Annotated in this window: 21 protein-coding genes; 12 read left to right on the top strand and 9 right to left on the bottom strand. The window is 73.2% G+C overall.

Going from position 1 to position 20,868, the window contains the following annotated elements; translation table 11 throughout:
• Positions 1–285: 285 nt before the first annotated feature.
• Both alc and allB read right to left on the bottom strand, forming a co-directional pair.
• A complete protein-coding gene (gene alc / locus ACFYO5_RS12480) occupies positions 286–1,452 on the bottom strand; it encodes an allantoicase (protein ID WP_388709197.1) in 1,167 nt (388 codons plus the stop codon).
• The gene (gene allB / locus ACFYO5_RS12475; protein ID WP_388707622.1) at positions 1,449–2,831 is read right to left on the bottom strand and encodes an allantoinase AllB; all 1,383 of its coding nucleotides are present in this window, start codon (positions 2,829–2,831) and stop codon (positions 1,449–1,451) included. Before allB ends, alc begins: the two co-directional genes overlap by 4 nt.
• Before the next feature lie 311 nt (positions 2,832–3,142).
• On the opposite strand from allB, the gene ACFYO5_RS12470 reads away from it, so the two are divergent.
• Entirely contained in the window at positions 3,143–3,943 is an 801-nt protein-coding gene (locus ACFYO5_RS12470; protein ID WP_388707620.1) for an IclR family transcriptional regulator, read from the top strand.
• A 43-nt stretch (positions 3,944–3,986) separates the two neighbouring features.
• Here ACFYO5_RS12470 and ACFYO5_RS12465 read toward each other — a convergent pair whose 3' ends face one another.
• Positions 3,987–4,301 (bottom strand): DUF5955 family protein, encoded by a 315-nt coding sequence (locus tag ACFYO5_RS12465; RefSeq protein ID WP_356561278.1) that lies wholly within the window; start codon positions 4,299–4,301, stop codon positions 3,987–3,989.
• A 178-nt stretch (positions 4,302–4,479) separates the two neighbouring features.
• On the opposite strand from ACFYO5_RS12465, the gene ACFYO5_RS12460 reads away from it, so the two are divergent.
• Together ACFYO5_RS12460 and aceB are read left to right on the top strand one after the other, a co-directional pair.
• Positions 4,480–5,172 (top strand): NTP transferase domain-containing protein, encoded by a 693-nt coding sequence (locus tag ACFYO5_RS12460; protein WP_388707619.1) that lies wholly within the window; start codon positions 4,480–4,482, stop codon positions 5,170–5,172.
• Between the two features lie 110 nt (positions 5,173–5,282).
• Complete coding sequence (aceB, locus tag ACFYO5_RS12455) at positions 5,283–6,914, top strand: malate synthase A (RefSeq protein ID WP_388707617.1); 1,632 nt, start codon at positions 5,283–5,285, stop codon at positions 6,912–6,914.
• Between the two features lie 147 nt (positions 6,915–7,061).
• Here aceB and ACFYO5_RS12450 read toward each other — a convergent pair whose 3' ends face one another.
• From ACFYO5_RS12450 to ACFYO5_RS12440, 3 genes are all read right to left on the bottom strand, one after another.
• Positions 7,062–7,367: a SelT/SelW/SelH family protein gene (locus ACFYO5_RS12450; protein ID WP_388707614.1), complete on the bottom strand. Its 306-nt coding sequence runs from the start codon at positions 7,365–7,367 to the stop codon at positions 7,062–7,064.
• Positions 7,364–8,278: a HipA family kinase gene (locus ACFYO5_RS12445; RefSeq protein ID WP_388707612.1), complete on the bottom strand. Its 915-nt coding sequence runs from the start codon at positions 8,276–8,278 to the stop codon at positions 7,364–7,366. Before ACFYO5_RS12445 ends, ACFYO5_RS12450 begins: the two co-directional genes overlap by 4 nt.
• A gap of 352 nt (positions 8,279–8,630) precedes the next feature.
• Entirely contained in the window at positions 8,631–10,079 is a 1,449-nt protein-coding gene (locus ACFYO5_RS12440; RefSeq protein WP_388709195.1) for an IucA/IucC family protein, read from the bottom strand.
• A gap of 338 nt (positions 10,080–10,417) precedes the next feature.
• Between ACFYO5_RS12440 and ACFYO5_RS12435 the strand changes: the two genes are divergently transcribed.
• Genes ACFYO5_RS12435 through ACFYO5_RS12425 form a run of 3 tightly spaced genes read left to right on the top strand, consistent with a single transcriptional unit; the run spans position 10,418 to position 14,056 of the window.
• Entirely contained in the window at positions 10,418–11,947 is a 1,530-nt protein-coding gene (locus tag ACFYO5_RS12435) for an IucA/IucC family protein (RefSeq protein ID WP_388707609.1), read from the top strand.
• Between the two features lie 43 nt (positions 11,948–11,990).
• The gene (locus tag ACFYO5_RS12430) at positions 11,991–13,250 is read left to right on the top strand and encodes a VWA domain-containing protein (RefSeq protein ID WP_388707607.1); all 1,260 of its coding nucleotides are present in this window, start codon (positions 11,991–11,993) and stop codon (positions 13,248–13,250) included.
• Entirely contained in the window at positions 13,250–14,056 is an 807-nt protein-coding gene (locus tag ACFYO5_RS12425) for a hypothetical protein (RefSeq protein ID WP_388707604.1), read from the top strand. Before ACFYO5_RS12430 ends, ACFYO5_RS12425 begins: the two co-directional genes overlap by 1 nt.
• A 42-nt stretch (positions 14,057–14,098) precedes the next feature.
• On the opposite strand, the gene ACFYO5_RS12420 is transcribed toward ACFYO5_RS12425, so the two are convergent.
• Entirely contained in the window at positions 14,099–14,725 is a 627-nt protein-coding gene (locus ACFYO5_RS12420; RefSeq protein ID WP_388707601.1) for a winged helix-turn-helix transcriptional regulator, read from the bottom strand.
• A gap of 81 nt (positions 14,726–14,806) precedes the next feature.
• Between ACFYO5_RS12420 and ACFYO5_RS12415 the strand changes: the two genes are divergently transcribed.
• The gene (locus tag ACFYO5_RS12415; protein ID WP_388707598.1) at positions 14,807–16,015 is read left to right on the top strand and encodes a pyridoxal phosphate-dependent aminotransferase; all 1,209 of its coding nucleotides are present in this window, start codon (positions 14,807–14,809) and stop codon (positions 16,013–16,015) included.
• Positions 16,016–16,036: 21 nt separating this feature from the next.
• Here the strand turns inward: ACFYO5_RS12415 and ACFYO5_RS12410 are convergent, their stop codons facing one another.
• Positions 16,037–16,537: an ATP-binding protein gene (locus ACFYO5_RS12410; protein ID WP_388707595.1), complete on the bottom strand. Its 501-nt coding sequence runs from the start codon at positions 16,535–16,537 to the stop codon at positions 16,037–16,039.
• Between the two features lie 157 nt (positions 16,538–16,694).
• Here ACFYO5_RS12410 and ACFYO5_RS12405 point away from each other — a divergent pair, with 157 nt between their 5' ends.
• From ACFYO5_RS12405 to ACFYO5_RS12385, 5 genes are all read left to right on the top strand, one after another.
• Positions 16,695–17,561, top strand: coding sequence for a helix-turn-helix transcriptional regulator (locus ACFYO5_RS12405; protein ID WP_388707593.1), 867 nt, complete (start codon positions 16,695–16,697; stop codon positions 17,559–17,561).
• Positions 17,558–17,755 carry a DUF397 domain-containing protein gene (locus tag ACFYO5_RS12400; protein ID WP_388707589.1) on the top strand — a complete coding sequence of 66 codons (198 nt, stop codon included), beginning with the start codon at positions 17,558–17,560 and terminating at the stop codon, positions 17,753–17,755. Before ACFYO5_RS12405 ends, ACFYO5_RS12400 begins: the two co-directional genes overlap by 4 nt.
• A gap of 63 nt (positions 17,756–17,818) precedes the next feature.
• A complete protein-coding gene (locus tag ACFYO5_RS12395; RefSeq protein WP_388707586.1) occupies positions 17,819–18,418 on the top strand; it encodes a histidine phosphatase family protein in 600 nt (199 codons plus the stop codon).
• Between the two features lie 111 nt (positions 18,419–18,529).
• A complete protein-coding gene (locus ACFYO5_RS12390; RefSeq protein ID WP_388707583.1) occupies positions 18,530–19,180 on the top strand; it encodes a hypothetical protein in 651 nt (216 codons plus the stop codon).
• A 61-nt stretch (positions 19,181–19,241) separates the two neighbouring features.
• The gene (locus tag ACFYO5_RS12385; protein ID WP_388707581.1) at positions 19,242–19,664 is read left to right on the top strand and encodes an acyl-CoA thioesterase; all 423 of its coding nucleotides are present in this window, start codon (positions 19,242–19,244) and stop codon (positions 19,662–19,664) included.
• 270 nt (positions 19,665–19,934) lie between these two features.
• Here the strand turns inward: ACFYO5_RS12385 and ACFYO5_RS12380 are convergent, their stop codons facing one another.
• On the bottom strand, positions 19,935–20,807 hold the full coding sequence (locus tag ACFYO5_RS12380) for an NAD(P)H-binding protein (protein WP_388707578.1): 873 nt from the start codon (positions 20,805–20,807) through the stop codon (positions 19,935–19,937).
• Positions 20,808–20,868: the final 61 nt, after the last annotated feature.

Below are 20,868 nucleotides of genomic sequence, written 5' to 3'. Positions count from 1 at the left end.
CCCCGCCGCCCTTCCCGTCCCGCGACCGGGACCGCCGCCCTCGGTCGGCCGCGATGCTCGCGGGCGAGGTCGGTCCGCCGCGGCAGACCCTCGGACTCCCCCGGCGGCCACGCCCCCTGGACGGACCGGGATGCCCGGCCGTCGCGCTTTGTCCCACCGCGTCCGGCGGTGGGTGGGCGGAGGCCGGAGGTTCGGGGGACGAGGGGACGAGGGTCGAGGGATCGGGGGTCGACGGATCGGAGGGCGGAGCCTCCAGGGGGCCGCCCTCCGGGAGCGGCCCCTGGTTCAGCCGCCCAGTTCCTGGTGCCTCGCCCGGAGGGCGGCCGCGCCCGACTCCGTCAGGGAGCCGATGAGCCGCAGCCGCGAGATGCCCCCGTCGGGGTAGATGTCCACGCGCGCGTGGGTGCCCACCACCGGGGCCGGCAGCGCGAAGCGATGGTTGGTGTCCGGCTGGAGGCGCGTGCGCGGGAGGACCTCCCGCCAGCCGCCGTCCGCCGCGTCCGCCGCGTCCTCTGAGGGCTCGCCGTCCCGCACGGACACCGCCGCCCACCCGGCGCTGTTGCCCTTCAGATACGCCGTGTCGATCTCCAGCGCCCGGATCTCGGCGCGCGCCGCCAGCCGGTACCGGATCCAGTCGTTGCCCTGGTCCCGGCGCCGGCGCGTCTCCCAGCCGTCGTCCATCTTGCGGGAGCGACCGGGCTGGATGGTGTTGGTGGCCGGTGAGTAGAAGAGGTCGGAGGCGTCCTCGACCTGCCCGCCGTTCTCCAGGGCGACCACGTCGAAGGTGCCGAGCACGCCCAGCCATTCGGGGTCGGGGACGACTTCGCCGTGCACGCGGAGCCGGGCGATGCCGCCGTCGGGGTGCTGGTTGATCCGCAGGTGGGTGAAGCGCTGTTCGACCGACACGGTGAAGCCGTTCGCCGCGTGGCCGCCGACCGGGGTGCGCGGGACGAGCGTCGTCCACTTCACGTCGTCCCCGAGAAGGGCCTCGGGCGACGGGGAGCCGGCGACCGAGGCGCCCTCGACCGACACCGCCTGCGGGTAGTTGCCGCGGAAGTGGGCGGTGTCGACGACGATCCCGCGGATCACGCCGGGCGCGCCGAGCCGGACCAGCGCCCAGTCGTGGTCGTCGGCCGTCGGCCACGGGTGCTCGGCGCCGGCGCCCCGGCGCCGGCGGGTCTCCCAGCCGTCCATGATCTTGCCCTTGTGCCCGAAGTGCTCCGGGTCGAACTCGGCGGGTCCGGGCAGCAGCAGGTTCTCCCGCTGGGCGAAGAACTCGTCGTTGGCGGCGACGACGGCGGCGCCGAGCTGCCGGTCGGCGAGGTTGGGGTAGGAGGTGAAGGGGAAGTCGGCGGTGCGGAAGTCGGCGTACGGGTCGCCGCCGGCGTAGGGGTTCGCGTCGCCGGTGAAGCCGGCCGGCAGAGGGGGATGGTGCGCCGTCACGGTGATCAGGGTTTCCTTTCGGGAGTCGGCCGCGTGCGGGCGGGTGCGGGTCGGTGGGGACGGGTGAGGAGCCGGCCCTTGGGGGTGGTGAACTCGCCGTCGGCGACGATGCGTTCGCCGCGCAGCCAGGTGGATCTCACGACGCCGTGCAGGGTCTTGCCGGCGTAGGCGGTGACCCGGTTGCGGTGCTGGAGGGCCGTCGGGTCGACGGTGAAGGTCTCGTCGGGGGCGAGGACGGCGAAGTCGGCGTCGCGGCCCGCCTCGATGGCGCCCTTGCGGTCGAGGCCGACGAGTGCCGCCGTGCGCGTCGACATCCAGCGGACCACGTCCTCCAGGCCGTGGCCGCGTCGGCGGGCCTCCGTCCAGACGGCGGCGAGGCTGAGTTGCAGGCCGGAGATGCCGCCCCAGGCGGTGGCGAAGTCGCCGGTCTTGAGGTCGGCGGTGGACGGGGAGTGGTCGGTGACCACGCAGTCGATGGTGCCGTCGGCCAGCGCCTGCCACAGAAGGTCCTGGTTGGCGGCCTCGCGGATGGGCGGGCAGCACTTGAACTCACTGGCGCCGTCGGGTACTTCCTCGGCGGTCAGGGTGAGGTAGTGCGGGCAGGTCTCGACCGTGACGCGCACGCCCTCGGCCTTGGCGGCGGCGATCAGGGGGAGCGCGTCGCTCGAGGACAGGTGCAGGACGTGCACGCGCGCGTGGAGGCGTTTCGCGTGGGCGACGAGCCCGGCGATGGCGGTGTCCTCGGCGTCGCGCGGACGGCTGGCGAGGAAGTCGGCGTACCTGGGACCGCCCTGCCGGGGGGCTGCTTCGAGGTGGTGGGGGTCCTCGGCGTGCACGATGAGCAGACCGTCGAACCCGGCGATCTCGGCCAGCGACCGGGCCAGCCGGTCCTGGTCGAGGTGGGGGAACTCCTCCACGCCGGACGGGGACAGGAAGGCCTTGAAGCCGAAGACCCCGGCTTCGTGGAGCGGGCGCAGATCCTTGACGTTGTCGGGCAGGGCGCCGCCCCAGAAGCCGACGTCGATGTGCGCCTTGTCCGCGGCCACCCGCTGCTTGGTGCGCAGGTGGTCGACCGTCGTGGTCGGCGGGAGGGAGTTGAGGGGCATGTCGACGAGGGTGGTGATGCCGCCGGCCGCCGCCGCGCGGGTGGCGGTCCAGAACCCCTCCCACTCGGTGCGGCCCGGGTCGTTGACGTGCACGTGCGTGTCGACGAGGCCGGGCAGCAGGACGTCGTCGCCGAAGTCCTCCAGGCGGGCGCCGGACGGTACGCCGGCGTCGTACGGGAGTACGGCCGTGATCGTGCCGGCGGACACCGCGACGGAGGCGGCGCGTGTCCCTTCCGGAGTGATGACGCGCGTCGAGCGCAGCACCAGTTCAGCGTCGGACACCCGGACCCCTCTCTGCCGCCGTTCACTTCCGGGACACGGAAGGAGGCCGGGGTGCTTTCGGGGAGCACCCCGCGCCACCTCCGCGCCACCTCCGCGCCACGGATTTCAACGTTCTGTTGAAGGAGTCTTCACTCCCGCCACCGCGCCGTCAAGGGCCCGCCCCTCCACAGTGCACCCGTCGCCATCACTCTGGACGTTTCCACAAAGTGAAATTAGTATTCCGACAAGCAGAACGTGACGACGCACCAGTGAGGAGCCGACCGACCGCCGGGTAGGCTTCAGCCCTTCCGCCAGCCCGAAAGGAACGCGCCGTGCCGACGTCCAGCGCCAGCACCACCGACTCCGCCAAGTCCAGCAGCGGCGGGGTCCAGTCCCTCGAGCGCGCCTTCGACCTGCTGGAGCGGATGGCGGACGCGGGCGGGGAGGTCGGCCTGAGCGAACTGTCCGGCAGCAGCGGGCTGCCGCTGCCGACGATCCACCGCCTGATGCGCACCCTGGTCGCCTGCGGGTACGTCCGCCAGCAGTCGAACCGCCGCTACGCGCTCGGCCCGCGGCTGATCCGTCTCGGCGAGTCCTCCGCCCGCCTGCTCGGCACCTGGGCCCGCCCCTACCTGGCCCGGCTGGTCGAGGAGACCGGCGAGACGGCGAACATGGCGCTGCTGGACGGCGACGAGATCGTGTATGTGGCGCAGGTGCCGTCGAAGCACTCGATGCGGATGTTCACCGAGGTCGGCCGTCGTGTCCTGCCGCACTCCACGGGCGTCGGCAAGGCGCTGCTCGCCGGATTCCCGGACACCGAGGTGCGCGCGCTGCTGGCCCGTACCGGCATGCCGGCCGCGACAGACAGGACGATCACCACCCCGGAGGGCTTCCTGGCGGCCCTCGCGGAGGTACGGAACGCCGGTTACGCGGTGGACGACAGCGAGCAGGAGATCGGCGTGCGCTGCCTGGCGGTCCCGGTGCCCGACTCCCCCACCGCGGCGGCCATCTCGATCTCCGGCCCGGCGGGCCGCGTCACCGAGACCGCCACCGAGAAGATCGTGCCGATGCTCCGGCAGGTGGCCGTGGAACTGTCCGAGGCCCTGTCGAACCCGGGCGGTACGGCCGTCTGAGCGGCGGGCGCGACACCGGGCGCCGCGCCCGGCCGACGCGTGTTCACCCCCGCCGCGGCTCCCCGAACAGCTCCACCGCGCCGCGCACGTCCGACAACGCCCGTGCCAGCGCGCTCACCGAGCCGACCGCGCCCGCGATCAGCAGCAGGGAGCGGCGCAGCCGGGGGGCCTCAGGGACGCCGTGGGCCGCCATCGCGGCGAGCGCCGCGAGTTCGTCCTCGGCGATCGCCCGGTCCGGGAACTCGGCCGGGAGCGCGGCGAGTTCGCGGCGCAGCCGGGACACCGCGGTCCGCAGTTCCGCCACCCTCGGATCCTCGTCGCTGCCGGTCACCGGCCTCTGCCCCAAGCTTCGCAACACAGCTCTCCCCCCTGCGCACGTCTTCGTGCGTACGTACGTAGCGCTCCCGTGACGGTGGTCAGCCGCGCTGAGGACGCGGGCCAGTAAACGCCACCCGGCGCCCGGTCCGCCACACCGAGGGCCGAAATTCAGCCCTCCGACACCGCCCGGCCGTCTCCCCTTCGGGTATGCAGGACCCATGACGCACACGGAAGACCAGGTCGCCGGGTTGCTCCTCGCCGCGGGCGGCGGGCGGCGCCTCGGCGGACGACCGAAGGCGCTGTTGACGCACCGGGGGCGCCCGCTCGTCGAACACGCGGTGGAGGCGTTGCGCGCGGCCGGCTGCACGCGCGTGCACGTGGTCCTCGGGGCGGCCGCCGACGCCGTGCGGGAGCGGGCGCGGCTCGACGGCTGCGTACTGGTGGTGAACCCGGAGTGGGAGCGGGGCATGGGCGGCTCGCTGCGGGCCGGTCTGCACTCGCTGGCCGGGACGGGCGCGCGGGCCGCGCTGGTGTCGCTGGTCGACCAGCCGGGCATCGGGGACCGGGCGCTGGCGCGGGTGCTCGCCGCGTACGAGGACGACACGTCGCTGGCGTCCGCCGCCTACGACGGGAGGCGCGGGCATCCCGTCCTGCTCGGGGCCGCGCACTGGGCCGGCGTCGCGGCGACCGCGACCGGCGACCGGGGGGCACGCGACTATCTGAAGGCGCGTGCGGAGGAGATCCGTCCGGTGGAGTGCGGGGACGTGGCCCGCCCGTACGACATCGACACCGTGGACGATCTGGCCCACCTGGAGCCCGGTCCACCTTGGGTGAACGGGGTGGCACGGAGAGCCACGCTTCCTCGATCCGGAGAATCTCGATATCAACAAACCATTGAACTTCCACGATGAGGAAACTAGTATCCACTGCTCAGAAGCGTTCGGTCGCTCCCCGAGCGCTCCCCGCCCGACCCGGGTCGTCCGGCACCCGGTGCCACGCTCGCTGAAGGAAGTGACCGCTCATGTCCGCACCAGCGCCGTCCCCGGCGGCCGTCGTCGACGCCGAGCCCCTGCCCCGGCAGCAGGAGGTCCTCACCGACGCGGCCCTCGCCTTCGTGGCCGAGCTGCACCGCCGGTTCACGCCGCGCCGTGACGAACTCCTCGCCCGCCGTGCGGAGCGCCGCGCCGAGATCGCCCGCACCTGCACGCTCGACTTCCTCCCCGAGACCGCCGCGATCCGCGCGGACGACTCCTGGAGGGTCGCCCCCGCACCCGCCGCGCTGGACGACCGCCGAGTGGAGATCACCGGCCCCACCGACCGCAAGATGACCATCAACGCCCTCAACTCGGGCGCGAAGGTCTGGCTCGCGGACTTCGAGGACGCCTCCGCGCCCACCTGGGAGAACGTCGTCACCGGCCAGCTCAACCTGATCGACGCGTACGGCCGGAACATCGACTTCACCGATCCGCGGTCGGGCAAGTCCTACGCCCTGCGCCCCGACGAGGAACTGGCGACCGTCGTCATGCGCCCGCGCGGCTGGCACCTGGACGAGCGGCACCTCCAGGTCGACGGCCGGGCGGTGCCCGGCGCCCTCGTCGACTTCGGCCTGTACTTCTTCCACAACGCCCAGCGGCTCCTGGACCTCGGCAAGGGACCGTACTTCTACCTCCCGAAGACCGAGTCGCACCTGGAAGCCCGCCTGTGGAACGACGTGTTCGTGTTCGCGCAGGATCATGTCGGCATCCCGCGGGGCACCGTGCGCGCGACCGTCCTCATCGAGACGATCACCGCCGCGTACGAGATGGAGGAGATCCTGTACGAACTCCGCGACCACGCCTCGGGGCTGAACGCCGGCCGCTGGGACTACCTGTTCTCCATCGTGAAGAACTTCCGCGACGGCGGCGCCAGGTTCGTGCTGCCGGACCGCAACGCCGTGACGATGACCGCCCCGTTCATGCGGGCGTACACCGAACTCCTCGTGCGCACCTGCCACAAGCGCGGCGCCCACGCCATCGGCGGCATGGCGGCCTTCATCCCCTCGCGGCGCGACGCGGAGGTCAACAAGGTCGCCTTCGAGAAGGTCCGCGCGGACAAGGACCGGGAGGCGGACGACGGTTTCGACGGCTCCTGGGTCGCCCACCCCGACCTGGTGCCGATCGCCATGGAGTCCTTCGACCGGGTGCTCGGCGACAGGCCGAACCAGAAGGACCGGCTGCGCGAGGACGTCGACGTCAAGGCGGCCGACCTGATCGCCGTCGACTCGCTGGAGGCGCGCCCGACGTACGCCGGTCTCGTCAACGCCGTGCAGGTGGGCATCCGTTACATCGAGGCGTGGCTGCGCGGGATGGGCGCGGTCGCCATCTTCAACCTGATGGAGGACGCGGCCACGGCCGAGATCTCGCGCTCGCAGATCTGGCAGTGGATCAACGCGGGCGTCGAGGTCGAACGCGACGGTACGACGGTGAGGGTGACGCCGGAGCTGGCCCGCGAGGTCGCCGCCGCCGAACTGGCCGCGGTCCGTACGGAGATCGGCGAGGCGGCCTTCGCGGCCGGCCACTGGCAGCAGGCCCACGACCTGCTGCTGACCGTCGCCCTCGACGAGGACTACGCGGACTTCCTCACCCTGCCGGCCTACCAGCAGCTCGAAGGCTGACCCGCCGAGGGCCGGCCCTGCGCAGGCCGGCCTGGAGCGGGCCGGTCTTGCGCAGGCCAGCCTGGAGCGGGCCGGCCTGGAGCGGGCCGGCCTGGAGCGGGCCGGCCTGGAGCGGGCCGGTCTTGCGGGGCCGGCCCGCTCGAAGACTCATTCCGGCTTGTCCGAGTGGCCCAGGGACTTTCCCGGGGCCACCAGGTCGCGGACGAGCCGCTTGACCGCGGTCGGCTCCGGAAAGCCCTGTTCGCGGCGGTCCCAGACGACCTCGTCGTCCACCCGGACCACGAAGACGCCGCCCCTGCCCGGCTTGAGGGCCAGTTCGGTCAGCTCCGCCTCGAAGGTGGTGAGCAGTTCCTGCGCCAGCCACGCGGCGCGGGGCAGCCATCGGCACTGGGTGCAGTACTCGATCTCGACCCGACGCCCGTTCCGCCGCGTCTCCGGCTGTGCGTCCGTCATCCGAGATGCACCGACCAATCCTGTTCCGCGGCCGGCTTGCCGTGCAGGTCGGGGACCCGCTTGAGCCATTCCGGCCGTCCTTGCCGGGTCGTCGCCGCCCGCCGGGCCTCCTCGGCGGCGAGTTCGTCGCGGGTGGGGAAGTCCGTGGGCAGCCAGGCCGCGGAGGCCCGCACGCGCGCGTGGAGGTACTCCACGTACGCCGTCCTGGCCTGGTCGGCGGTCGCGAAGGCGGGCTCGTCCAGGAGCCAGGCGTCCGGGACCTCGTCGACGATCCGGCGCAGCAGCGCCTCGGTGACCCTGGGGGCCAGTTCGGCGTCGGCGGCCCGTACGTCGGGCGCGTGGCGGCCCAGAGCGTGATGGCGGAAGTCGTACCTCTTCGCGGGGTCGGAGCCGTCCCAGCGGTGGTGGAAGACGAGGGCGGCGCCGTGGTCGATCAGCCACAGGCGCGGGGGCACGGTGCCGAGCGTGGGCCACACCATGAGGTTGGAGCTGTGCACGGTCCGGTCGACGTTGACGGTGAGGGCGTCGAGCCAGACGATCCGGCCGGCCTCCAGGGGGTCCACGGGGAACACCTCGGCGACGTCCGGGGTGAAGTCCCGCGCGCCCGGCAGGTGGTCCATGCCCAGGTTGACGCCCGGGCTGGCGGCGTGCAGGTCGCGCACCTCCTGGTGGGGCTCGTCGTCGGCGATCGCCGGGTCGAAGTCGACCAGGACCAGCTCGGGGAAGCGCAGCCCGAGGGACCGCGCCAGCTCCCCCACGATCACCTCGGCGACCAGCGCCTTGCGGCCCTGCGCGGAGCCGGTGAACTTGACGACGTAGGTGCCGAGGTCGTCGGCCTCGACGACGGCGGGCACGGAGCCGCCCGAGCGCAGCGGCATGACGTAGCGGGTCGCGGTGACCTCTCTCAACATGGGCGCAGATCCCGTCGCGTTTCCGCCCCGCCTTCCACGGCCACCTCCGAGGCGCCGCGACACGGCGAAAGGCCCACGATCGCCCCGGGGAGAGTGGGGAGAGTCTGGGGAGTTCCGACTGGCACGGGTGTCTCCCTCCTTCTCAGCGGTCCGTCGATGGCGGTGCGACCCTCGCCTCCGGACTCCGGGCACGAAGTCAGCATAGTAACCGCGTGTGACAGCCGGGGGGATCTTCCACGAACCCCGGACCCCAGGCCGCCTGCTCGCCAGAAGACGAAAGAGCGCTCGCCAGAAGACGAAAGGGCGGTCGCCATGAACCGCTCCCGCCCGCCGGCGTCCGCTCCCCGCGGGGCTACGGGCCGATGGCGGACAGCGGGTTGGGCAGCGGAAGGTAGCGGGCGTCGGCGCCGTCCGCGCCCGTCCAGCGCAGCAGGAGGTTGGTCTTGCCAGGCAGGGTGGGTGCCGTGAGGAGGGCGTGTACCTCAGGGAGGTCGTGGCGGGCCAGCTCGCGGCGGGCGGCGGGCCAGGGGTCGAGGCCGGGGTGCCGTTCGGCCAGGGCCGCGGCGACCTCGGTGAGGTGGTTGACGACCAGGCAGTACACGAGCCGCTGCCAGCCGGCGGCCCGCTCCACCCCGGGCAGCAGCTTGACGCCCTCGGCGTCCCGGAACAGTGCCTGTACGGGCAGTCCGGCGGCGTCGACGGCGACGAGCGTGTTCTGCAGGTGTGCCTCCAGGACGACGCCGTGATCGCCGAAGGCGGCCAGCACCGGGGGGACGACGGCGGCCAGGTACGCCTCCCACCAGCCCGCCGGGTCGGCCGTGGCGGCCAGCGGACTGCCCTCGAAGCCCTCCACGAGGCCCGCGGCGAGCAGCGGGGTCGCGCCGGCCGTCAGGTGCGCGCCCAGCCCGTCGCGGACCAGGACGGCGAGTTCCTCGAAGGCGAAGCCGGCGGTGCGGTATCCGCGGTCGCTCAGCCAGGCCGCGGGGCCGTCCGCCGCCTCGAAGGCCTCGGTGACGGCCGTGTCGGTCCGGCGGAGTTGCAGCAGGTCGTGACGCCAGAGGCGGCGGATGTCGTTGGTGATGCGCACGTCGAGGCTGAACTTCAGGAACAGGTCGCGCTCGGGCGCGTACAGGGTGCGCACGGCGGCGGTGGGCCAGGCGTCGAACGGCGTGCCGCCGAGCCGGATCAGACGGCCGTCGGCGAAGGCGGGGGCGAGCGCCGTGCGGGCCAGGTCGAGCTGCCAGGGGTGGGCCGGCAGCAGCCGGTAGCCGGGCGGCGCCTCGCCGAGGGCGTCCAGCGCCGCGGTGTCGCCGTCCTCCACCACCGTGTCCTCGCGCAGTCCGAGCAGGACCAGCGGGAAGCGGGCGTGCGCCTCGGGCGCGTACGGCAGCCAGCCGCCGGGCGGTCCGCCGCCGCGCGTCTTGGGGGCGGGGTGGTGGGGGTGGCCGGTGAGGAGGGACTGCTCGGAGCGCAGGTAGGCGTCCTCGGGCGGGGTGGCACGCGCGCGTGCCGCCAGGAGCGCGGCGACGGCGTCCCGGCTGTCGAGCATCTCGGCGGGCAGTTCGGTGTTGGCGAGGCCGGTGCGGTGGCGCAGTTCGGTGGCGGCCAGGTCGACGAGGCCGCGGTGGTCGAGGCGGTGCCAGGCACCCTCCACCTGGGTCTCGGGTTCGGCGGGCCGCCGGGTGCCGCGCACCCGCAGCAGGCGGCCGGAGGGCAGCCGGTGCACCTCCCGTGCGCCGGACCGGGACCGCGGTTCGGCCAGCTCCCGCAGAAGGCAGTTCAGCAGCGGCGCGGCCGCCAGGGCGTCGGCCCGCCCGGCGACGGCCTCGGCAGCCCGCCCGGCGGCGGTCTCGGCACCTCGTCCGGCGGCGGCGTCTGATCCACTGACGCCGGCGCCGCGCCCGGACACGCCGGCAGCGCGCCCTGATCCGTCGGCGCCACGCCCGGTGGCGTCGGTGGCCTGATCGGGGCCGGCGGGCGACGCCGACTCGGAGGGCGGGGGGATGAGGTCCACGCGTTCCACTGGTTCCCTACGGTTCTTGCGGGTGGAGACGATCAGTATCGCTGTCGTCACGACCCGCCCGTGACGTCCGGTTCGTACCCGACCCCCCACCGGACCCGTACCCGAGGAGTTCACCCGTGCACCGTCCTCCCACCGCCGAGGCGGAGCTGGCCGCCGATCTCGCCGCCGTGCGCCCCGCGCTCGGCGCGCGGTTCGCGGCCGAGCTGCCCGGCGCCCGCGCGGCCGTGCTGACCCGCCTGTGGCGGGCGCTCGCGCACGAGCCACTGCCGTGGGTCGTACGCCGGGCGCCGACCCGGGACGGCCTCACGCTGCACCTCGCGGACGGCCGCCGCCTGCACGGTCCGCACGCCGACCCGTACGCGACCGCCGCCCAGGTGACGGCCGTCGTCCTGGACGGCACGGCGTACGAAGACGCCGCCCGGCTGACGACCGCCCTCGCCGTTCCGCATGGCGAGCATCTCGCCGCCGAGCTGGCGCACAGCACCGCGTCGTTGGCCCTGTCACGGGCCGGACAGGAGCAGCCGGCGGGGCATCACCCCAAGGAGTGGCCCGCGCACGACTGGGAGTGGGAGCAGCGGGTGGTCGACGGGCACCCGTACCACCCCAACTGCCGTTCCCGGCCCGGCTTCTCGGTGGCCGAGCAGCTGGCGTACGGGCCCGAGCACCGGCCGCCGCCGGTGCGGCTGGGCCTGCTGCCGGTGCCGGCGGGCGAGTGTCTGGTCTCCGGCGAGTGGCCCGCCGACCTGCGGGACGGCGGACGGCTGATGATCCCGGTGCATCCGTGGCAGGCGGCTCATGTGCTGAAGCGGTCGTGCGTGGCGGGGCTCGCCGCGCATCCGCTGATGTCGCTGCGCACGCTCGCCGTGCCCGGCGGACCGCATGTGAAGACGGCGTTGAGCGCCCGGCTGACGTCGTCGGTGCGGGACATCTCGGTGGGCTCGATCGCCTCGTCCGCCGCCCTGTCGGCCTTCGGCGAGACCCTGGCGGAACGCACGGACGGCCTGCTGCACACGACCCGCTCCCTGGGCGCGGTCACGGCCGACTCACCGGACCTGGCGGCCGTGCTGCGGGAGCCGCCCGCCGTGTACGCGGGGCCGGGCGAGTGCGTCGTCCCGGTGGCCGCCCTCACGACCACCGGTCTGCCCTCCTCACCGGCCTGGTTGGCGGACTTCGCCCGGCTGGCGCTCACCGTGGGGCTGCGGCTGCTGGAACAGGGCGTGGCACTGGAGGCGCACGGGCAGAACCTGCTGGTCGTGCTGGCGGCGTCGGGGGCGCCGGTGCGACTGGTCTACCGCGACCTCGCCGACATCCGGGTCAGCCCGGCGCGTCTGGCCCGGCACGGCGTGGCCGCGCCGGAGTTGCCGGCCCGCGTCCTCACGGACGACGTGACGGCGCTGCGCCGCAAACTGTTCGGCTCGCTGGTGGCGGGCGCGCTCGCGGCCACCGCGGGCAGCGGCCAGGCGCTGGGCACGGCGCTGGCGGCGGCCGTGGCGGACGTGCCGGACACGGGCACCACCGGGGACCTGCGGGCGCTGCGCGAGGAGCCGGTGCCGGTGAAGGCGCTGACGCTGATGCGGCTGTCGCCGGGGGTGTCCGGCGACCGGTGGGCGCGGCTGCCCAATCCTTTGGTGGACGTGGGTTTCTGATCACGTTTTGAAGCGGGACACCTCTGATCAATAGGATCCGCCGATGATCAGAACACAACGGCTGGCGGCGGGCGTCTGCGCCCTGCTCGCCGCGCTCGCGGCCGGGCTCGCGTTCCCGGCCGGGGCGGCCGCCGACGAGACCACAGCCCATGCGCCCAAGGTCGACCTGGTCCTCGACGTCAGCGGTTCCATGCGGGCGAAGGACATCGACGGCAGGTCGCGGATGGCCGCGGCCAAGCAGGCGTTCAACGAGGTGCTGGACGCGACCCCCGAGGAGGTCCGGCTCGGCATCCGCACCCTCGGGGCCAACTACCCCGGCGACGACCAGAAGACCGGCTGCAAGGACACCGCGCAGCTCTACCCGGTGGGTCCGCTGGACCGCACCGAGGCCAAGGCCGCGGTGGCGACCCTGACGCCCACCGGATGGACTCCGATCGGCCCGGCGCTGCTGAAGGCGGCCGGGGACCTCGACGGGGGCACCGGCTCCAAGCGGATCGTGCTGATCAGCGACGGCGAGGACACCTGCGCCCCGCTCGACCCGTGCGAGGTGGCCCGTGAGATAGCGGCCAAGGGCATCGGCCTGACCATCGACACCCTCGGCCTGGTGCCGAACGTGAAGATGCGCCAGCAGCTCAGCTGCATCGCCGAGGCCACCGGCGGCACCTACACCTCGGTGGAGCACACCGACGAACTCACCGACAAAGTGAACCAGTTGGTGGACCGCGCGGCCGACCCCGTGGTGACGCCGGTCGCCGTCCAGGGCGCGGAGTCCTGCGCGAAGGCGCCCACCCTGAAGTCGGGCCTGTACACCGACCGCGAGGAGTTCGGCCGGCAGCGCTGGTACCGCGTGGACCTGGACCCGGGCAAGGAGCTGCGGGCCTCGGTGAGCGTGTCGGCGGACCGGGCGATGAACCCCGACTACGGGGTGCTGCTGCGGGCCGTCACGGTGCACGGCCGGGAGATCGTGCGCGGCGAGGCGGCGGGCAACGGCCGTACCGACGTCGTCTCGACCGGTCTGCGCTACCCCAAGGCGGAGAGCGACGACGACGCGCCCGCCGAGACGGTGTGCGTGCAGGTGACGAACTCGTACTCGGCGGCCGCCGGTGTGAAGACCACGCCGGGCATGCCGCTGGAACTGACCGTGGACGTGGTCGACGGGCCGTCGCCGGCGAGCGACGTCGCCTCGTTCGGTCTCGGCCGCGGCTGGTGGCTGCTCGGCGCCCTGGTGCTGGTCGGCTTCCTCGCGGGCGTCCTGTGGGGCTGGCTGTCGCGCTGGCGTGTCGCGGTCTGGAGGACCAACTGATGCGGATCACCCGTGTACTGAGCACGACCCTGCTGGCGCTCGGCCTCGCGGCCGCCCCGGCCGCCGCCGACTCGACCCCGTCCGCGAGCCCCTCCGAGGAGGGTTCCGCCCCCACGACGGCCGGCACGTCGTTCCGTACGGCGACGGAGGTCGACCAGGGGCGGACGGCCACCGCGAGCGGATCCGCGGGCGACTACCTGTACTGGTCGTTCCCGGCCGACACGGGCCAACGGCCCACCGTCCGGGCGAAGGTGAAGCTGCCCGCGGAGCACGCCGGCCAGACCTGGCAGGTCGACGTGTACGACGGTCTGCGGCGCCGCCAGTCGTGCCAGTACGGCGCGCAGACCCGGACCGCCGCCCCCGGCACCGCCTCGGTGGAGCTGGCCTGCGTCCTGCGCACGGTGCGCGCCTGGTCGGAGCCGTGGGCGAACGACCCGCTGCCCGGCACGTACTACGTCCGTCTGACGGTCGTCGGCCTGAAGACGGCCGACCTCGGTCTGCCGGTCGGCGCCGAACTGCGGGTCGACTCCAAGGACATCGGCGGCGCGGCGGCGGTGGACGGCTCGCTGGCCGAGCCCCTGGTGCCGGGCATCGCCGTGAAGTCGTCGGCGGAGGAGGAGGACGACTCGTCGGCCTCCGCCGTGCTGTCGAGCATCGAGCCGGACGACGGCTGGTCGTCCGGCTGGTGGACGGACCGCTGGGTGTGGACCGGGATCGGCGGGGTGCTGGCCGCGCTCGCCGGGATCGGCGGGTACGCCCTGACCCGCGGCCCGCGGCGGCCCGGGCAGGTGCCGCCCGGCGCCTGACGCCCACTCGGAGGGCCCGCCCCGTGCGGGCCCTCCGGGTCCTCAGGCCTCCCGCAGTCCCTTGGCGAGGGCGCCCTCGCCGCTCACCCCGACGCGCCCGGCGCGCACGGCTTCGGCCAGACTCAGCTCACCCCGGGCCACCGCCGTACAGGTTCCGGTGTCCATGACGAGCAGGGCGTCGGGTTCGCCGGGGGCCGGCCCATGGCCGTAGACGGGCCCTTCCTCCGCACCGGCGAAGAGGTGGAAGCGGCCTTCCTCCAGCCGGACCTCCACGAGTCCCTCGCCTGTCAGGGCGCGCAGCAGGGGCAGGGCGAACCAGTGCGCGCGGATGGCGTCGGTGGGCCCGCGCTCCCCCAGTTCCGCCTGCCCCCACGCGCCGAGCGCCTGGAGCACCGGCAGCAACTCACGGCCGCGCCGGGTGAGTTCGTACACGTAGGCCGCTCCGGGCGGCGGCAGCCGGCGCCGGGTGGCCAGGCCGTCGCGTTCCATGTCCTTGAGCCGGGAGGCCAGTACGTCCGTGCTCACGCCCGGCAGGTCGGCGTGCAGGTCCGTGTAGCGGCGCGGGCCGGCGAGCAGCTCCCGGACGATCAGCAGGGTCCAGCGGTCGCCGACGGAGTCGAGGGCGCGGGCGGCGGAACAGTACTGGTCGTAGCTTCGGCGAGGTGGCATGCGACGCAGTCTAGACATGTCGTTGGACTTTCCAAGCTCGAACTTGGTAAAACCAAGTAACACCAGATACCGGAGGGGCGCATGGAGTTCCGGCAGTCCAACAAGCTCAGCGAGGTCTGTTACGAGATCCGGGGCCCGGTGATCGAGCACGCCAACGCGCTGGAGGCGGCGGGGCACAGCGTGCTGCGCCTCAACACCGGCAATCCGGCGGTCTTCGGTTTCGAGGCGCCGGAGGAGATCCTCCAGGATATGATCCGGATGCTCCCGCAGGCCCACGGCTACACGGACTCGCGCGGCGTCCTCTCGGCCCGCCGGGCGGTCGCCCAGCGGTACCAGGAGCGGGGCCTGGAGGTCGACGTCGACGACGTGTGGCTCGGCAACGGCGTCTCGGAGCTGGTCTCCATGGCCGTACAGGCACTGGTCGAGGACGGCGACGAGATCCTCATCCCGGCCCCCGACTTCCCGCTGTGGACGGCCGTCACCACGCTCGCGGGCGGCAAGGCGGTCCACTACCTCTGCGACGAGCAGGCCGACTGGTACCCGGACCTGGACGACATGGCGTCCAAGATCACCGACCGCACCAAGGCCGTCGTCATCATCAACCCCAACAACCCCACCGGCGCGGTCTACCCCCAGGAGATCATCGAAGGCATCCTCGACCTGGCCCGCCGACACGGCCTGATGGTCTTCGCCGACGAGATCTACGACCAGATCCTCTACGACGACGCCGTGCACCACTCGGCCGCGGCGCTCGCCCCCGACCTGGTCGTCCTCACCTTCTGCGGCCTCTCCAAGACGTACCGGGTGGCCGGTTTCCGCTCGGGCTGGCTCGTGGTGACCGGACCCAGGCAGCACGCGCGTGACTACCTGGAGGGCCTCACCATGCTGGCCTCCATGCGCCTGTGCGCCAACGCGCCCGCCCAGTACGCCATCCAGGCCGCGCTCGGCGGCCGCCAGTCCATCCGCGAACTGACCGCACCGGGCGGCAGGCTCCGCGACCAGCGCGACATCGCCTGGGAGAAGCTCAACGAGATCCCCGGCGTCTCCTGCGTGAAGCCCAAGGGCGCGCTGTACGCGTTCCCGCGCATCGACCCCAAGGTGCACGCCATCCACGACGACGAGAAGTTCGTCCTGGACCTGCTGCTGCGCGAGAAGATCCAGGTCGTCCAGGGAACCGGTTTCAACTGGCCGACCCCGGACCACTTCCGCATCCTCACCCTCCCGCACGCGGAGGACCTGGAGGCGGCGATCGGCCGGATCGGGCGTTTCCTCAGCGGTTACCGACAGTAGGAAACAACCTCTCCGTCGGGGTCATCGGCCGAGCGCGACCTCGCACCACACCGTCTTGGTGTACGGGTCGCCGCCCGTCGTCCCCCAGTGGCCGGCCAGCGCCTCGACGAGGAGGAGGCCCCGGCCGGACTCCGCGTCGGGCGCGGGCGCCCGGAGGGTTCCCGCGGCCGGTGGGCGGTCGCCGGGGCGGGCGTCCGTCACCTCGATGCGGAGCGTGTCCAAGCGGTGCGTGTCCGGACGGTGCGCGGCGTCCGCCGGGTACAGCGTCAGACGGAGCCGGAAGTCGCGCCCCCGCTGCCGGCCGTGCCGTACCGCGTTCGCCGCGAGTTCGGCGACGAGCAGCGCGGCCGTGCCGTTGGCGTCGGTCGCGTACGGCCAGCCCCACGTGTCGAGTTGCTCGGCCGCCAGATGACGGGCGAGGCGGGCGCCTCTCGGGGTGGCCGAGAGACGGATGCTGAAGTGGCGGGTGGGGGCGGCGGGTTCGGCGCCCGTCGTGGTCGGGTGGGCGATCTCGTAGTTCATGTCACTCAGCGTGGCCGAATGAATCCAGTCTGAGCAGCACCGTGGGCGGTACGCCTCGTCACTGTCCGGTCGCCATCCGGGGATGTCCGGGCGCCGCCGCGTTACGTGCCGCCCCGGTGCGGAGTTGGGGACGGACGGTACGAGGAGGTGTCCGACGGTGGGCGCGACGGAACAGGGACAGCGGCAGGCCGACGACGGTGAGGAGCCGCAGAGCGACGACGAGGAGTCGGCGGCGGTCCTGCGGACCGTCGGCAAGGTCATCAAGATGTGCCGGGAACGCGGTGGGATGACCCAGGCCGAGCTGGGCGCGGCGATCCGGTACAGCGAGGAGCAGGTGTCCTCCGTGGAGCGGGGACGGCGGGCCCCGAAGCCACAGTTCCTGGAGGCGGCGGACGAGGTCCTGGGAGTGGGCGGGCTGATCGCCGGACTGCGCAAGGACGTGGAGGAGGCCCGGTACCCGAAGAAGGTGCGGGACCTCAAGAAGTTGGAGGCGGAGGCTGTGGAGATCTGCGCCTACGCCAACCATCACATTCACGGCCTGTTGCAGACCCCGGCGTACGCGGAGGCGTTGTACGCGATGCGGCGACCGACGTACACCGAGGAAGAGATCAACCGGTACGTCGCCGCACGGATGGCACGGAAGTCGGTCTTCGAGCGCGTGCCGACACCGCTCCTGAGTTTCGTCCAGGAAGAGGTGACTCTGCGGAGGGCCCTCGGGAGCAGAATGGTGCTGCGCCGACAGCTGGAACACCTGTTGGAGATCGGCACGCTGAGGCACGTCGAGATCCAGGTGATGCCCACGGATCGCGAGGACCACGCAGGCATGGGCGGCTCGTTGCAGCTGCTGAAACTCATGGACGGCAAGACGGTGGGGCACTCGGAAGCCCAGTTGCACAGCTACCTGATCAGCGGAACCCGAGACGTACAAGTCCTGGAAATGCGCTATGGAATGATCCGGGCGCAGGCGCTCACGCCACGTGAGTCACTGACCTTCATCGAGAAAGTCCTGGGAGAGGAAACATGAGGCCCACGCCGCCAGCATCGCCGTTGCACTGGTTCAAGAGCAGCTACAGCAGCAACGACGGCCCGGAGTGCGTCGAGGTGGCCCTCACCCCCGACACCGTCCGCATACGGGACTCCAAGAACCACCGCAGCCCCCACCTCGCCTTCGCCCCGTCGGAGTGGGCAGCGTTCGTCTCGTACGCCGCCGACCACTGACGTACGACAGACCGGCGCCCCGTGCTGCGGGGCGCCGGAGTACGCCTGTGCGAGTCTTGCGGCATGGGTGATCTCTTCCTGGTCCGGCACGGCGAGACCGCGTGGTCGCGCTCCGGCCGGCACACCGGACTGACGGACGTCCCGCTCACCGAGCACGGCCGGGAGGAGGCACGGCGGCTGGTGCCGCTCATCCGGTCGCACCGGATCGGCGCCGCGTTCTCGAGTCCGCTCCAGCGGGCGCGGGAGACGGCGGAGCTGATCGGGCTGCACGAGGTGCGGCTCGACGCGGACCTCCAGGAGTGGGACTACGGCGCGTACGAGGGCATCACGACCGTCGATATCCAGCGGGAGCGTCCGGGCTGGTTCCTGTTCACGGACGGTGTGGCGCCGGGCCCGCCCGAGCACCCCGGGGAGACACCGGAGCAGGTCGGGGAGCGGGCCGACCGCGTGCTGGCGAAGGTGGACGCGGCGCTCGCCGACACGGAGGGGTGCGTGGTGCTGGTGGCGCACGGGCACTTCCTGCGGGTGCTCACGGCCCGCCGGCTCGGCCTGCCGCCGTCGGCCGGGGCCCTGTTCCAGCTGGCGACCGGGACGCTGGGCCGGCTCGGCACGGAGCACGGTCGGCATGTGATCGCGGGCTGGAACATCAAGCCGGGAGCCTGAGGGGCGGGAGCCCGAGGAGCGGGGCACCGGCGGGCGGGGCGGCTGTCAGTCCCTGGCCGTAGCCTTCGTAGCGGTGGGACAGCCGTACCGCCGTCCCGGAGGGAGCAGGCCGTGACACGACCGCCGACCGCCGCCCAGCGGCGTGTCATCGACGCCGCCGATCCCGTCACCGGGCGCCTGCGGGGGACGGAGACCCAGCTCGCCGCCCTGGTCAGGCGCGGGCTCGCCTTCCGGCACCCGCGTGCGCCGCACGACCACTTCCTCACTCCGGCCGGGCACCGGATACGGGAGGCCGAGCCGGAGTCCGGGACCGCCGCCGTGCCCGACGCCCCGCGCGCGGAGACCGGCGTGTTCACCGCGCGGGTCGGTGGCGAGGAGGAGCCGCCGCCCGGCGGGCCCGCGCGGGTGCGGGAGGTGCACAGCGCCTGGCAGGGGCTGCTGGAGCTGCGCCGGATGACCAATCGGGACGGGGCGGTGGACCGGCCGTGCGGGTGGGAGCGTACGCATCTGGTGCAGGCCGCCGCGCTCGCCCTGGAGGCGGCCGGACACCGGCCCGCCGGACCCGGCGCCGAGGGACCGGCCGCCGACGGATACCGGGTGCGGGCCAGCCCGCAGCCGGACGCCGTCGCCGTGCGCGGACCGGACGAGGGGACACTGCGGGCCTGCTCGGCGACGCTGGAGAAGGCGGGCTGGCAGGCGAGCGAGCACACCGACCCCCGGAGCAGGACGCGCTATCTGCTGGCTTCCCCCCGGCGGGTGTGAGGGGCATGCCAGGATCGGTGGACAGGGCATCGACCGTGCTCGTCGACGAGAAGGGGAAACCGTGAGCGAGCCGTTTTCCGTGCGGGTGACCGTGCGCGGATACGAGACCGACGTGCAGGGCCATCTCAACCAGAGCGTGTACATCAACTACGCGGAACACGCGCGCTGGTCGCTGCTCCAGGCCGCGGGCATCACCCAGGCCGGGCTGATCGGTCGGGGCATCGGACCGGTCGCCCTGGAGACGACCATCCGTTACAAGCGCGAGCTGCTCGCGGGCGACGAGGTCGACGTGACGTGCGTCTTCGAGTGGGGCGGCGGCAAGACGTTCCGCATCGAGCAGGTCATCCGCAAGACGGATGGCACGGTAGCGGCCGAACTGTCCGCGGTCGGCGGCCTGCTGAACCTGAAGACACGCCGGATGGTCGCCGACCCGCAGGACCACTTCAAGGAACTGGCGACCGATCCGAGCCTGTTCGGACTCTGACCGGAGCATCCCCCGGCGGGCCTACGCGTCGACCGACTCCCGGTCGTGCTCGGAGTCGTAGGCCGCGCGGGACTCGGCGACGCTGATCGCCGCGGCGGCCCTGGCCCTGGCGGCGGCGGTGCTACGGACGCCACGGGTGCGGGACGCGAGCTGATCCGTCCGGCCTCAGCCGGCCCGGCTGACCCGGCAGCGTGACGCCCGGTGCCCGACCATGCGTGGTCGGGCACCGGGCTACGTACGCCTTCGTACGCCGACGGGCCGACCGTCCCGTCACTCGACCTCGAACGCCCTTCGATGCGCCACGGCCCACTCCCGGTACGTTCCTGCCGCGCGCCCCAGCAACTCGGGCACGTCCTCGGTGACGACGGCATTGCCGCCCGCACGCACGAAGGCGGTACCGGCCAGCATCCCGTCAGCCTGCGCCTCCTCCAGACCCCAGGCCAGCAGCAGTTCGCGTGTCCCGTCGGGCGTGAGGTCGCGGGTCGTGACCGGGCGGCCGAGAACGTCCGCGAGCACGGCGGCCTGTCCGGGTGCACTGATCGTCTCCGGCCCGGTGAGGGTGTACGTCCGCCCGGCGAGTCCCCCGTCCAGCAGGATCCGTGCCGCCACCTCGGCCACGTCACGCGGGTCGATCACCCCCTGCGCGCCGTCGCCGGTCATGTTCGGCACCGGCAGGCCCGACCGGACGGCCTCCGCCCAACTCAGCGTGTTGGAGGCGAAGGCCGAGGGCCTCAGGACGGCCCACTCAGCGCCGCTGGCACGCACGGCCCGCTCCCCCGGGAGGTGCCAGGTACCGGAGGGGCCGACAGCAGGATCGCCGGTCGCGATCGCGGAGAGCTTCACCAGCCGTCCCACACCGGCCGCCACGGCCGCCGCGACCAGGTCCTCGTCGGACCGGATGCCGGGACCGGGACCGGGACCGGGAACTCCCACCAGGAACACGGCGGTCACGCCGGTCATCGCCGCCTCCAGGGAGGCGGTTTCGCCGTAGTCACCCCGCGCCACCTCCACGCCCGCGGGCAGCGCCATGGCCCTGGCCTTCGCCGGCTCGCGGACGAGGGCGCGCACCTTCTCCCCGCGCGCCGCCAGCCGCCGTACGAGTTCACTGCCGATGGTGCCCGTGGCACCGGTCACAAGGATCATGGCTCTCACGTTGGCGGGCGGCGGCGCCCGGTTGCTAGGAATTTCCGGCACGGTCCGGCAG

This window comes from Streptomyces sp. NPDC006259, from assembly GCF_042870975.1.
Lineage (GTDB): Bacteria > Actinomycetota > Actinomycetes > Streptomycetales > Streptomycetaceae > Streptomyces.
The sequence above is the reverse complement of the archived record's forward strand: the minus strand, read 5'-3'. Positions and strand labels throughout refer to the sequence as shown.